At 73.7% G+C, this 13,286-nt stretch carries 9 protein-coding genes; 5 read left to right on the top strand and 4 right to left on the bottom strand.

Annotated features, from left to right (window positions below; genetic code table 11):
* Nucleotides 1–30 precede the first annotated feature (30 nt).
* Complete coding sequence (locus AC067J_RS31895; protein WP_478305126.1) at nucleotides 31–504, top strand: SRPBCC family protein; 474 nt, start codon at nucleotides 31–33, stop codon at nucleotides 502–504.
* 177 nt (nucleotides 505–681) lie between these two features.
* Entirely contained in the window at nucleotides 682–1,251 is a 570-nt protein-coding gene (locus tag AC067J_RS31890; protein WP_478305124.1) for a hypothetical protein, read from the top strand.
* Here AC067J_RS31890 and AC067J_RS31885 read toward each other — a convergent pair.
* The 3 genes from AC067J_RS31885 to AC067J_RS31875 all read right to left on the bottom strand — a co-directional run bounded on the left by AC067J_RS31885 (nucleotide 1,233) and on the right by AC067J_RS31875 (nucleotide 3,235).
* Complete coding sequence (locus tag AC067J_RS31885) at nucleotides 1,233–2,033, bottom strand: ribonuclease BN (protein WP_478305122.1); 801 nt, start codon at nucleotides 2,031–2,033, stop codon at nucleotides 1,233–1,235. The two genes, AC067J_RS31890 and AC067J_RS31885, sit on opposite strands and share 19 nt — an antisense overlap.
* Nucleotides 2,034–2,205: 172 nt before the next feature.
* A complete protein-coding gene (locus tag AC067J_RS31880) occupies nucleotides 2,206–2,676 on the bottom strand; it encodes an ATP-binding protein (RefSeq protein WP_478305120.1) in 471 nt (156 codons plus the stop codon).
* Between the two features lie 160 nt (nucleotides 2,677–2,836).
* Nucleotides 2,837–3,235 carry an STAS domain-containing protein gene (locus AC067J_RS31875; protein WP_478305118.1) on the bottom strand — a complete coding sequence of 133 codons (399 nt, stop codon included), beginning with the start codon at nucleotides 3,233–3,235 and terminating at the stop codon, nucleotides 2,837–2,839.
* A gap of 220 nt (nucleotides 3,236–3,455) precedes the next feature.
* On the opposite strand from AC067J_RS31875, the gene AC067J_RS31870 reads away from it, so the two are divergent.
* The 3 genes from AC067J_RS31870 (at nucleotide 3,456) to AC067J_RS31860 (ending at nucleotide 11,416) form a co-directional block, all read left to right on the top strand.
* Nucleotides 3,456–4,451, top strand: a complete 996-nt coding sequence (locus AC067J_RS31870; protein ID WP_478305116.1) for a SigB/SigF/SigG family RNA polymerase sigma factor — start codon at nucleotides 3,456–3,458, stop codon at nucleotides 4,449–4,451.
* A gap of 273 nt (nucleotides 4,452–4,724) precedes the next feature.
* Nucleotides 4,725–8,750 (top strand): HAMP domain-containing protein, encoded by a 4,026-nt coding sequence (locus AC067J_RS31865; RefSeq protein WP_478305114.1) that lies wholly within the window; start codon nucleotides 4,725–4,727, stop codon nucleotides 8,748–8,750.
* A 200-nt stretch (nucleotides 8,751–8,950) separates the two neighbouring features.
* Nucleotides 8,951–11,416, top strand: coding sequence for a SpoIIE family protein phosphatase (locus tag AC067J_RS31860; RefSeq protein WP_478305112.1), 2,466 nt, complete (start codon nucleotides 8,951–8,953; stop codon nucleotides 11,414–11,416).
* 87 nt (nucleotides 11,417–11,503) lie between these two features.
* On the opposite strand, the gene AC067J_RS31855 is transcribed toward AC067J_RS31860, so the two are convergent.
* Nucleotides 11,504–12,814: a cytochrome P450 gene (locus tag AC067J_RS31855; protein WP_478305110.1), complete on the bottom strand. Its 1,311-nt coding sequence runs from the start codon at nucleotides 12,812–12,814 to the stop codon at nucleotides 11,504–11,506.
* Nucleotides 12,815–13,286: the final 472 nt, after the last annotated feature.

The raw sequence follows: 13,286 nt of genomic DNA, 5'->3' as shown, positions 1-13,286 counted from the left end.
GCGGGGAGAACACCGAGGAGGAGGAGTCTCATGGCACGGCGCCAGCAGTTCATCGCCTGTCCACCGGAAGCCGTCTGGGACGTCCTGGCCGACGGCCACAGCTACGCCGAGTGGGTCGTCGGGACCCAGGACATCCAGCACGTCGACCCCGGCTGGCCGGCCGTCGGTGCCGCGCTGCGCTACCGGGCCGGCATCGGTCCGCTCACCCTCGACGACCGGTGCGTGGTCCGGATCTGCGAGCCCGGCACCCGTCTGGAGCTGGAGGCGACGGCCGCGCCCTTCGGCGCCGCCCGCATCGCGTTCCTCCTGGTCCCCTGGGGCGACAACACCCTGGTCCTCCTCGACGAGCACCCGTTGACCGGCCCCGGTGCGCGCCTGCAGGGACCGCCCAGCGAGCTGGTGCTGCATCTGCGCAACCGCCGGCTGCTCGGCAACCTGGCCCGGGTGGCGGTCAGGGAGCGCCGGCAGGCCGCCGAAGCCGGGTCCGGCCGGCCCGGCGGGTGAGCGGCGACCGCCCTCCGCGCGGACCGGCCGTGCGTCCGGACCGCGTGGGTCCCGGGCCGGGAAGGCACCGCCGGACCGGGACGTGTTAGGGCCGGGGCCGCCCGGGTACGCGCGAAGGAGCGGGGGCGGACAGGGTCCGGCCGAGGCCGGCCGTGAACGGCTGAAGGGATCGCCACCATGTTGCTCCTGGGAATACTGCTCATCGCGGCGGCCGGTGCGTTCACCGGTCTGCTGATCGCGGACAACCTCTCCGGCGGGCCGGAGTACCAGGTCACCGTCCTGGGGAACGACCTGGTGGCCCTGAACACCCTGGCCGTCTTCCTGTCCGGTGTGGCACTCGCGCTGCTCTTCTGCCTCGGTCTGGCACTGGTCGGCCTGTCCCGACGGGCCCACCGCCGGAGCCGGCCCGCTGCCGCCGACCGCAGGGCGCACACGCGGGACCACCCGGCTCCCGCGGCCGCCGCCGCGCCGGTGCAGCCCGCGGCGCCGTACGGCGGCACACCGCCCGGCACCACACACTCCGGGACCGCTCCCGCCGACTCCACGACCACCGGCTCCGTGCCTGCGGGAACCGCTCCGCCCGGCGCCGCGCCTTCCCGGACCGCGCCGTACGAACCCGCCGAGCCGGCCGCGGGAAGGGCGACCCCAGGCGGGCCGGCCCCCGCCGACCAGGACGGCGGCACCACCTCCGGGGAGCCGTCCGAGCCCGGACACGGCGGCCGGGTCCGTCACCTCTTCGGGCACTGACCCGACGCCGCTCCCCCGCCCTCTCCCGGACCCTCCCGACCGCCCGTCGCGAGGGCCCGGCCGACGATCGCTCCGCCGTACACGGTGTATCCCACGCCGATCAGCCAGGACTGGACCACCAGGACCGTCCCCACAGCGCCGTAGGAGACGGCGTTGGAGACGAGCAACGGGGCGAACACCAGCCGTGAGAAGAAGCGCAGCCCGGCCAGGGCGGCCATGGTCGCCACCGCCCCCGGCAGGAGCCGGAGCCACCCCACCCGCGACCCGAGGAGCAGGTGCTGCAGCCACCAGAAGAACAGGATCCCGCCGAACAGGGTGGTGGCGACGCGCAGGCCCGGCTGCGCGTCGCTGTCGCGCCAGGGCGTGCCTGCCCACGCCGCGCCGACGATGTACGCGGTGAGGCCCGCCAGGCCGAGTGCCTGCCGCCACGCGGCGTGCCAGGGACCCCGGTCGAGCTTCCAGATCCGCTCGTAGGCGGCCTGGACGGACGCGAGGAGGGAGACCCCGAAGACGGCCAGTGCGGCGACGCTGATGCCGGTGGTGGTGCTCAGGATCTGGCCCCGGGAGGCGAAGAGGTCCCGGGTCGCCCGTGAGCCCTCGCCGGTGAGCCCGAGTCCGTCGGTGATCCAGTCCGTGATGCCGCCGCCGCCGCTGCCCGAGGCGGCGGCGATCACCACCAGGAGCGGCACCAGGGTGACGAAGAAGAGGGCAGCGAAGGCCAGCGACCGCTGGAGGAGCTCGACGTTCCGGCCCTGCTGCCGGACCTGCCGGGCGACGGCCACGGGCCGGCGCCACCAGCGTGCGGGGCCGTCCCTCGCAGGACGTCCACCCGCACCGGCACGGGCACCGTCGTCCACGGCAACCTCCACGGAGTCGCCCCCGTATGCCGGTGTACCACAGGGGCCGACCGTCCGACCGCTCCGCCCGCGGCGGTGACTGCCCCGCTCCGTGGCGTCAGCCCTGCGGGAGGTCGATCTCGACCCAGACCGCCTTGCCCGGACGGCCGACGAGCGGGCGGTGTCCCCACCGGCTGGCCAGCAGCGCGACGGTGTGCAGCCCGTGGCCGCCGGCGCGCCCGGGTGCGTGCGGCACCCGCGGACGGGGCGGCTCCTCCGTGGCGTCCAACACCTCGACGCGGAGGGTCCGCGCGGTGACGGAGAGCACCAGTTCGTCCGGTCCTCCGGCGTGCTGGCAGGCGTTGGTGGCGAGTTCGGAGACGAGCAGCAGCACGTCGTCGGCCCGTTCCTGCCGGTCACGGTCGGTGGTGGGCAGCCAGCCCCAGTCCTCCAGGGCGGACCGGGTGTGGTCCCGGCAGCGTCCGACCGCGCCGGGGGCGACGGTCAGGGCCACTCTGCGGATCTGGCCAGTGGCCGGCATCCCGGACAGGACCGGCCCGCTCGTGGTCCGGTACTCACTGGCGCTCATCTGTCCTCACCCTTAAGGCCGACCGGGGCCGGGCAGTGTGGCCGGCCGTCGGTTCCTTGTGCCCCGCAGCCCGCCGGAAACACCGGTCCGCCGTGCGCCGGGCGCGTCGCCGGTGGACGGCGGCCGGTGCCGTGCGGAGCGCCGTCGCGTGCGGCGGGTGTCATCGGGCGAGGGCGGAACCGAGGTCCGATCGGATGTCGAACACGGTTTCCGCCCCGGTGAGCCGGAAGACCCTGACGACCGCGGGCTGCAGACCCGCGAGGACGAGCGCGACGTCTGCCCGTTCCGCCTCAGCGCGGGTGTTGAGCAGCAGGTTGAGCCCGCTGGAGTCGCAGAAGGAGAGGCCCCGGCAGTCGACGACGACCCGGTCGTCCGCCTCCCCGACCGCCTCGCGGAGCCGCGCCCGCAGGAGTGCCGCGCTGTCGTGGTCCAGCTCGCCGACGGGCGACACGACGACGGCGCCGTCCTCCCTGCGCAGCTCGACCCTCAGCCGCACGGCGAGCGGCCCTCCGCCGAACTGGCGCGGGGTCGTGGTCGGGTCGGGGGCGCTGTCGGGCATCGCTCTCCTTCGGCGGGGTGGCCGGCACCGCCCGCACGACCGTACGGCGGTGTACGCGCGCAATGTACGCCGCGCGGCGGAACCAGTCGAGCGGCGCCGCAATGCTGTGCAGAAAGCGTGAAGACCGGGGGTTGTGTGGCGAAGGCAGGCCTGTTCGGGCCGAAGCGGGGCACGTGGGTCGTGTCGTCCCGGCGAACGAACCGCCGGCAGAGGAGAGAGCATGCCGACCGTCGTGTCCCGCCCTTCGACCGCTGCCCGCGCCCAGGGCCCCTCGGCCTGCGGCACAGCCGGACCCGTCGCGACCGGCGACGAGATGACCCGTGACGAGGTGACCCGTGACGAGGTGGCCGGCGACGTGGTGACCTCCCCGGCCGACCTCGCCCGGGTCGCCGGGCGCCTGGGGATCGCGGCGACCGACCCGTCGGCCGTGTGCCCGGCCGACGCCCGCGAGCTGTCCAGGGTGCTGTTCGCCCGCCTGCGCGCCGCCGAGGAGGGCACCGCCGAGTACTCGTACGTGCGCGGCACCCTGGTCGAACTGAACACGGCGCTGGTCAAGTTCTCGGCGAGCCGGTTCAGCCACCGCAGGGAGCCGGTCGAGGACATCGTCCAGGTCGGCACGATCGGCCTCATCAAGGCCATCGACCGCTTCGACCCGTCCTTCGATGTCGAGTTCTCCACGTTCGCACTGCCCACCATCAGCGGGGAGATCAAGCGGTTCTTCCGAGACACCGGCTGGATGGTGCACGTCCCGCGCCGCCTGCAGGAGCTGCGTCTGACGCTGGCCCGGACCAGCGACGAGATGGAGCAGCTGCTGGACCGGGCGCCCACCCCCGGCGAGTTGGCCGCCCACCTGGACCTGACCGAGGACGAGGTGCGCGAGGGCCTGCTCGCCTCCCGGGCGCAGAGCGCCGCCTCGCTCGACGCCCCTGCCCTCGGGAGCGGCCGGTCGGACGGCCCCTCGGACGGCGGTGACCCGCTTGGCGACCGGGTCGCGAAGGAGGAGGACGCGTACGAGACCGTGCTCTGCCTGGAGACCCTCAGGCCGCTCATCGCCGCACTGCCCGAGCGCGACCGCACCATCCTCTCGCTGCGGTTCGGCGCCGAGTTGACCCAGCTGGAGATAGGCCGCCGGCTGGGCGTCTCGCAGATGCACGTGTCCCGGCTGCTCACCCGCGTCCTGGCCGGACTCCGGGCCGAGCTGCTGGCCGAATCCTGAACGCAGGGGCCCGAACACCGGGGCCCGGCCTCGCTGTCACCCTCCGAACCACTCCCGCCACCGGGGTGGGATCCGTCACTTTCCGCCGGTGCTACGGGGTTCGCACCCGGCGGAGCGCTTGCGGTAGCGTCCCGAACGGTACGCACGTTACGGACGGAACGGACGGGCGCCCGGCACGACTTCGGTACGGCCCCCGGCCGGACCTGCGGCCGCACCGGGTGTCGACGGTGGCGGGCCCGCGGCCCGGCGCTCTACGAGGAAGGCAGCGTCCCGATGGTCGGCACGACGAAGCCCCAGGCACAGCGCTCCCCGGGCGGCGGCACGGCCCAGGTCGGCGAACCGGACCTGCGGCGCCTCCTGGCCGGGCTGACAGCCGTACGCGACGGTGACTTCGGCACCCGCCTGCCCGACGACGCGGACGGCCTGCTGGGCGAGATCGCCACCGTGTTCAACGGCATGGTCGACCAGCTCTCCCTGTTCACCTCCGAGGTCACCAGGGTCGCGCGGGAGGTCGGCACCGAGGGCTGGCTCGGCGGCCAGGCCGAGGTGCCCGCCGTGTCCGGGACCTGGAAGGACCTGACCGACTCCGTCAACGCGATGGCCGGCAACCTCACCAGCCAGGTCCGCGACATCGCCCAGGTCGCCACCGCCGTCGCCAAGGGCGACCTCTCGCAGAAGATCACCGTCACCGCGCGCGGCGAGATCCTGGAGCTCAAGGAGACCATCAACACGATGGTCGACCAGCTCTCCTCCTTCGCCGACGAGGTGACCCGGGTGGCCCGCGAGGTCGGCACCGAGGGCAACCTCGGCGGCCAGGCGGACGTGCGCGACGTGTCCGGGACGTGGCGGGACCTCACCGAGTCGGTCAACGTCATGGCCGACAACCTGACCGCGCAGGTCCGCTCCATCGCCCAGGTCACCACCGCGGTCGCCCAGGGCGACCTCTCGCAGAAGATCCGGGTCGACGCGCGCGGCGAGATCCTGGAGCTCAAGGAGACCATCAACACGATGGTCGACCAGCTCTCCTCCTTCGCCGACGAGGTGACCCGGGTGGCCCGCGAGGTCGGCACCGAGGGCAACCTCGGCGGCCAGGCCACCGTCCGGGGCACGTCCGGCACCTGGAAGGACCTCACCGACAACGTCAACGTGATGGCCTCCAACCTCACCGGCCAGGTCCGCTCCATCGCCCAGGTGGCCACCGCCGTCGCCAAGGGCGACCTCTCGCAGAAGATCAACGTGGAGGCCGAGGGCGAGGTCGCCGCGCTGGCCGGCGTCATCAACACGATGGTCGACACGCTGTCGGCCTTCGCAGCCGAGGTCACCCGGGTGGCCCGCGAGGTCGGCACCGAGGGCACGCTCGGCGGTCAGGCCCGGGTCCCGAACGTGGCGGGCACCTGGAAGGACCTCACCGACAACGTCAACTTCATGGCCCACAACCTCACCAGCCAGGTCCGCAACATCGCCCAGGTCACCACGGCGGTCGCGCAGGGCGACCTCACCCGCAAGATCGACGTCGACGCGCGCGGCGAGATCCTCGAACTCAAGACCACCATCAACACCATGGTCGACCAGCTGAGCGCCTTCGCCGCCGAGGTCACCCGGGTGGCGCGGGAGGTCGGCAGTGAGGGCCGGCTCGGCGGCCAGGCCGAGGTCGAGGGTGTCTCCGGCACCTGGAAGCGGCTCACGGAGAACGTCAACGAGCTCGCCGGCAACCTCACCCGGCAGGTCCGGGCGATCGCCGAGGTGTCCGGCGCGGTCGCCGAGGGGGACCTCACCCGCTCGATCACCGTGGACGCCTCCGGTGAGGTCGCCGACCTCAAGGACAACATCAACTTCATGGTGGAGTCGCTGCGCGAGACCACCCGGGCCAGCGAGGAACAGGACTGGCTCAAGTCCAACCTCGCCCGGATCTCCGGCCTGATGCAGGGCCGGCGCGACCTCGCCGTCGTCGCCGAGCTGATCATGGACGAGCTCACCCCGCTGGTGTCCGCCCAGTACGGAGCCTTCTACCTCGCCGAGGACACCGGCGACACGACCTTCCTCAACCTGATCGGCTCCTACGCCTTCCCGCCCGGCTCCACCCCCACCCGCTTCAGGCTCGGCGAGTCGTTCGTCGGCCAGGCCGCGCGCAGCCGGCGCACGATCGCCGTCGACTCCCTGCCGCCGGGCTACGTGACCATCTCCTCCGGCCTGGGCCGGGCCGAACCGATGTCGCTGATCGTGCTGCCCATCGTGGTCGAGGGCCAGGTGCTGGGCGTCATCGAGCTCGCCTCCGTACTGGCCTTCACCTCGGTGCACCGGGCCTTCCTGGAGCAGCTGATGGAGACCATCGGCGTCAACGTCAACACCATCGTCGCCAACGCCCGCACCGACGAGCTGCTCGGCGAGTCCCAGCGCCTCACCTCCGAACTCCAGGCCCGCTCGGAGGAGTTGCAGGCCCGGCAGGAGGAACTTCAGTCCTCCAACGCGGAACTGGAGGAGAAGGCGACGCTCCTCGCGGCACAGAACCGGGACATCGAGACCAAGAACCTGGAGATCGAACAGGCCCGCCAGGAGCTGGAGGACCGCGCACACCAGCTGTCGCTGGCCTCCAGCTACAAGTCGGAGTTCCTGGCCAACATGAGCCACGAGCTGCGCACCCCGCTCAACAGCCTGCTCATCCTCGCCCAGCTGCTGGCGCAGAACCCGACCAGGAACCTGACCGCCAAGCAGGTCGAGTACGCGGGCATCATCCACTCCGCGGGCTCCGACCTGCTGCAGCTGATCAACGACATCCTCGACCTGTCCAAGGTCGAGGCCGGGAAGATGGACATCACCCCGGAACGGATCCCGCTGCGCAAGCTGCTCGACTACGTCGAGGCCACCTTCCGGCCGCTGACGAGCCAGAAGAGCCTGCGGTTCACGGTCGAGACCGCGCCGGCGATGCCGGCGGAGCTGCTGACCGACGACTACCGCCTGCGGCAGGTGCTGCGCAACCTGCTGTCCAACGCGGTCAAGTTCACCGAGAAGGGCGGCGTGGAGCTGCGGATCGAGGTCGCGGACCAGGCCCGGGTGCCGGAGGCGGCCCGCCGCGACGACGGTCCGGTGATCGCCTTCCACGTCGTGGACACCGGGATCGGGATCGAACCGCAGCACCTGGAGAGCGTGTTCGGGGCCTTCCAGCAGGCGGACGGAACGACCAGCCGCAAGTACGGCGGCACCGGCCTCGGCCTGTCGATCAGCCGGGAGATCGCCTTCCTCCTCGGCGGTGCGATCACCGCGGACAGCGTGCCGGGCCAGGGCAGCACCTTCACCCTGTACCTGCCCGCCGCCCGGACCGACTTCGTCGAACTGAACGCCCAGAACCCGCGCACGGCGCCGGAGGGCGGCAGCGGCGAGGCGGCCGGCACGGCGGGCCGGGACGAGGCGCCGGCGCCCGCCGCGGTCCCGGAAGCGGTCCAGCCCAAGCGGCTGCTCGTCATCGAGGAGCGGCCGCGCGGCCTGCTGTCGCTGGTCGCGGAGAGCGCCGTCGCCGACCTGGCGGGCTCCTCGGACCTCGGGGACCCGCGCACGGCGGTGGAGGTCACCGGCACGGTGAGCGCCCACGAGGCCGCGGCGACACTGGCCGCCACCCCGTGCCACTGCGTGGTGCTGGAACTCGACCTGCCCGGTGGAGCGGCCCTGGACTTCCTGGAGGAGATGGCCCGGGACGCCGCCCTGCACGGCGTCCCGGTCCTGGCGCACAACAACCGCCGCCTGGGCGCCGAGCAGGAGCGGCTCCTGCAGCAGCGGGCCGCCCGGCAGCCACTCGAACTCCTCTCCAGCCTCGACGAGTTGCGCGAACGCATCGCCCTGCACCTGAGCGCGGACCAGCCCGGCGACGTACTGCCGCTGGTCCGCACCGAGGATCCGGCCGTCGCGCCGGCCCAGCACGTCGACGGCTCGCTCGCGGGGCGCACGGTGCTGGTCGTCGACGACGACGACCGCAACCTCTACGCGCTCACCGGGATCCTGGAACTGCACGGCATGCGGGTGCTGCAGGCCGAGAACGGACGCGCGGCGATCGAGGCCCTCACCGGGCACCGCGGCATCGACCTGATCCTGATGGACGTGATGATGCCGGAGATGGACGGCTACGCCGCCACCGCCGCGATCCGTGCGATGCCCGAGCACGCGGACCTGCCGATCATCGCCGTGACCGCCAAGGCGATGGTCGGCGACCGGGAGAAGAGCCTCGCCTCGGGTGCCACCGACTACGTCACCAAGCCGGTCGACGCACTCGACCTGCTCGCCCGCATCGAGCAGTGGCTGCGACAGTAGCGTCCACCCGTGGCCGCCGTGCCGCACCGGCCCCGGCCCCCGGTGCGGTGCGGCACGGCACGGCACGACGGCGCGTGGCACCACCGTTGCACCGCACCGCCGCCGCACCACCGTCCACCGCGCACCGCGCACCGCGCACCGCGATGCTCCGCCGTGCACCGCGACACCGAACGACGCCCACGCCGGTCGAGGAGGTACCGATGCACGACTCCCAGCAGCCCCGGGACGCAGGGAGGCAGCCGTCCCCGGGACCCCGGCGCGGCCCTGCCACCGGATCCGGAACCGCCGGGGCGGCCCCCTCGGTCGTGTCCCCTCGCGAACCGGCGGACCCGCCCGGCGACTCGACGCCCCCGCAGACCGGCGGGGGCGCGGTGGGCCGGCTGACGTCGACCGTCGACCGGCTGCGCCGCGAGCTCACCCGGGCCCACGCGCAGGCGGACGGCCGGGCGCTGGTCGAACTCGCGAAGGGCATCCTGGTGGAACGCCTGGGTGTCTCCCCCGCCGAGGCCGGCCGCCAGCTCGACACGCTGGCCGACCAGTCGACGCTCTCCGTGCTGGAACTGGCGGCCGACCTCGTCAACCAGGCCTCGCACGACCGGATCGCCGATGTCGCCCGCGAGTTCGTGGCCTCCGCGGGCGAGCCGTCCGTCGGGGTCCGGCTGCGCAGCGCCGAGACGGGGATGCTGGGCGCCTCCGACGTCCAGGCGGTGGCCCAGTCGGTGCTGGAGCAGGCGTTGCGCCCGCTCGGGGCCCAGGCGGTGGCGATCTGGGCGGCCAACTCCGACCAGTCCCTGACCCTGGCCGGCAGCGCCGGATTCGCCGACGAGGAGGCGATGCGCTGGCGCCACGTCCCGCCCGGCGTACCCGTCCCCGCGCGCCGCGCGCTGACCGAACGGGCCACCGCCTCCTACGAGTCACTCGCTGCGGCGGGGCTCCCCTCGATCGGGCAGCGGGAGTTCGGCGGCGGGCGGCTGGCGGTGCCGGCCGGAGCGGGCGGGCGGATCACCGGTGTCCTGGAGGTCTGCTGGAGCGGCGGCCTGCCCACGCCGTCACAGTCACTGCAGCGGCAGTTCGAGGCCCTGGCCGAGCTGTGCGCCACCGCCCTGGACTCCCGGCCCGCCAACGGGAGCGGTGCCGGCGTCGACCCGCAGACGGCCGACCTGCTGGAGCTGGTCCACGGCCTGCACGACCCCTGCCTGGTCATGCAACCGGACACGGACGCGGCCGGCCGGACGGCCGACTACCTCATCAAGCACGTCAATCCGAGCTTCGAGGACTTCGCCGGCCGCCCGCGCAGCGCCGTCCTCGGCGCCCGGCTGCTGGAGGCCTACCCGCTCGCCGCCGAACCGGGCGGCCTCTTCGAGAAGATCGAGTACGTGCTGGCGACGGGCGAATCGTTCCGCTCGGCGGGGATGAACCTCTCCGCGCTGGTCGACGGTGTCCCGCTGACCACCCGGGCCAGCGTCAGCATCACCCGGTGCGGGACCAGCGCCGTCGTCATCTGGCGCACCGAGGACGGTGCCGCCCGCGTCGCCAGCCTGCTGCAGCACGCCCAGCGCCTCGGCCGCATCGGCGGGTTCGAGGAGAACCTGCACACCGGTGAGATCGCCTGGAACGACACCCTGTTCGACCTCCACGGCCTGCCGCCCCAGGCCGAACCCATCCCCCTCGACCACCTGGCCGCCCACGCGCACCCCGACGACGAGCACACCATCGGCCGGTTCCTGCGCACCCTGCTGCACCACCAGCGGCCCGCGTCCACCGCCTTCCGCCTCCAGCGGGCCGACGGCATCGCCCGGCACATCAGGGTCGTCGCCGAGCCCGTCCTCGACGCCGACTCCCGCATCACCGCCGTCCGCGGCGCCTACCAGGACGTCTCCGCCCAGCACTGGACCGAGGTCGCGCTCGCCGCCACCCGCGACCAGCTCGCCCACACCGAACAGCAGGCGGCCGAACGCAACCGGCTCGCCCTGCAGCTGCAGCACGCCATCATGCCGCCGAGCCGGGGCCCGCTGGAACTCCACGACCTGCGGGTCGGGGTGCGCTACCGGCCCGCCGAGAAGGACCACCTCGTCGGCGGCGACTGGTACGACGCCCTCGCCCTGCCGACCGGCCGGGTACTCCTGTGCGTCGGCGACGTCGCCGGGCACGGCATCGAGGCCGCCACCGGCATGGTCGCCCTGCGCAACGCCCTGCGCGGCCTGGCCGCCACCGGAGCCGGTCCGGGCCAACTGCTCGGCTGGCTCAACACCGTGACCCACCACCTGACCGACAACGTCACCGCGACGACCATCTGCGCCCTCTACGAACCCCGGACCCGCAACCTGCGCTGGGCCAGGGCGGGCCACCTTCCCCCCATCCTGCTGCGCGACGGGCGCGCCACCGAACTGCCCACCGTCTCCGGGGTCCTGCTGGGCGCGATCGACCAGGCCGACTACGAGGAGGGCGAGATCCGGCTGCAGGCCGGCGACACCCTCATGATGTACACCGACGGCCTGATCGAACGCCGGGACCGCTCCCTGGAGGACTCGCTCGACGACCTGCTGACCACCGCCGGGAAGTCCCACGGCCTCACGGAGCTCGAACGCCGGCTCGACCACCTCCTGCGGTACAGCAGCTCCGACACCGACGACGACACCTGCCTGATCGGGGTCACGGTCTGCTGAACCACCCCCGCCCCGTCCCGCGTCTCCGTCCGGCCCACGCCCGAAGCCGTGCGGCCCACGCCGTCCGAGGCCGGACCGGGCCTCGCCTCAGTCGCGCGGGCGCCAACGGACCTGCAGGCGCTTGAGGCCGTTCTGGAAGTTGGACACCAGCCGGTCGGGCGCCGTACCGGGAACCGGCTCCAGTCCGGGCAGTTCGGCGAGGACGTGGCGCAGCATCGCCCGCATCTGAAGGCGCGCCAGCTGGGCTCCGACGCAGAAGTGCGGCCCGTGGCCGAAGCTGACGTGGTCGTTCGGGGTGCGGGTGATGTCGAAACGGTCCGGATCCGGGAAGACGCCCTCGTCCCGGTTGGCGGAGGCGTGGTAGACGACCACCTTGTCGCCGCGCCGGATCCGTCGGCCGCCCAGCTCGACGTCCCGGGTCGCGGTGCGCCGGAAGTCCACCACCGGCGGCCAGTAGCGCAGCATCTCCTCGACCGCCGAGGCGATCAACTCCGGTCGCTCCAGCAGCAGTCGACGCTGCTCGGGGTGGGCGAGCAGTGAGTGCAGCCCTCCCGGCAGGGCGTTGCGGACCGTCTCGTTGCCCGCGACCGCGAACAGGAAGAACATGGTCTCGAACTCCTCGGCGCCGAGCCCGCCCTCCCGCATCCGGGCCAACAGGCTTCCGGGGCGCGGTTGTTCGGCGAGCGCGTGGGCGTAGGCGAACATGTCGGCGAGGGCCGCCCGCGAACGCGGGTTGACGGGGCGGCCGTCGGGCGCCGTCCGGGTGGTGGGACGGTGGGCGAGCGCGGCCCGGCCGAGGCCGGTGAGCGCGGCCGGGTCGGCGGTGCCGGCGTGGGCGCGGTCGGCGTCCTGGTAGCCGATCACCCGGTCCGCCCAGTCCTGCAGCAGCCGGCGGTCCTGCTCCGGCACGCCCATGATCCGGGCCAGCGTCCGCACCGGGAGGTCGGCGACGAGCCGGACGACGTCCGCCTCGCCCCGCGACCGGACCTCGCGGACGGCGTCCGCCGCGTGCCGCTCGATGCCGGCCGCCAACTCGCCCAGGGCGCGCGGGGTGAAGGCGGCTGCGACGATGCGGCGCAGCCGGGAGTGGTCGGGCGGGTCGAGGTTGAGCATCATCGTCCGGGCGAAGTCGAGGTCCGCGGCGGAATCCGGGTCCCGGATCTGCGTGGCGCCCAGGTTCGAGGAGAACACCTCGGGGCTGCGGAGCACGTGCTTGACGTCGGCGTGCCGCAGCACCGCCCAGTAGCCGGGCCCCGGCGGCCACTCCCCCACCGCCGGTTCCTCGACCCACCACACGGGCGCGGCCGCCCGCAGCTCCCGGAGCAGCTCGTACGGCACACCGTCGGCGTAGGTCCCGGGGAGGAAGATCCGGTTCACACGTGCCTGGTCGGGGATCACACCGACCGACCGTACGGTAGCCCCGGGCGGTGCGCCAGGACGCCGCGGGAGCCGGACCGGAGCGGACCGGGGCCAGGCGAAGCCCAGCGGACGGCGCCGGGCGGCTGTGCCACAGTGGCGTGCGGCCCGGATCCGGACGGCCCGCACAAACGCACGAACACACAAACGCACGAACGCACGGGGCACGGGGGACGGGGATGACGAGTTCGGCGAACCACGACGCGGTGCTGCGGTGGCGGGAGGAACAGGTGGTGCGCCTGCTCGGCTGGCTCGCGGACCTGATGCCGCCGCACGTCCGGGCGAACGCCCCGGCCGAGCTGGGCCCGGAGGCGTTCCCCGACCACGCTCGGGAACCGGTCGTGGGGGGGGGGGGGGGGGGGGGGGGGGGGCGCGCGGGGCGCGGCGGGGGGGGGGGGGGGGGGGCGGCCGCGCGGGGCTCGGGGGGGCGGGGCGGGCGGGGGGGGGGGGGGGC

The sequence above is a fragment of the Kitasatospora sp. NPDC042419 genome, assembly GCF_056437345.1.
The sequence above is the reverse complement of the archived record's forward strand: the minus strand, read 5'-3'. Positions and strand labels throughout refer to the sequence as shown.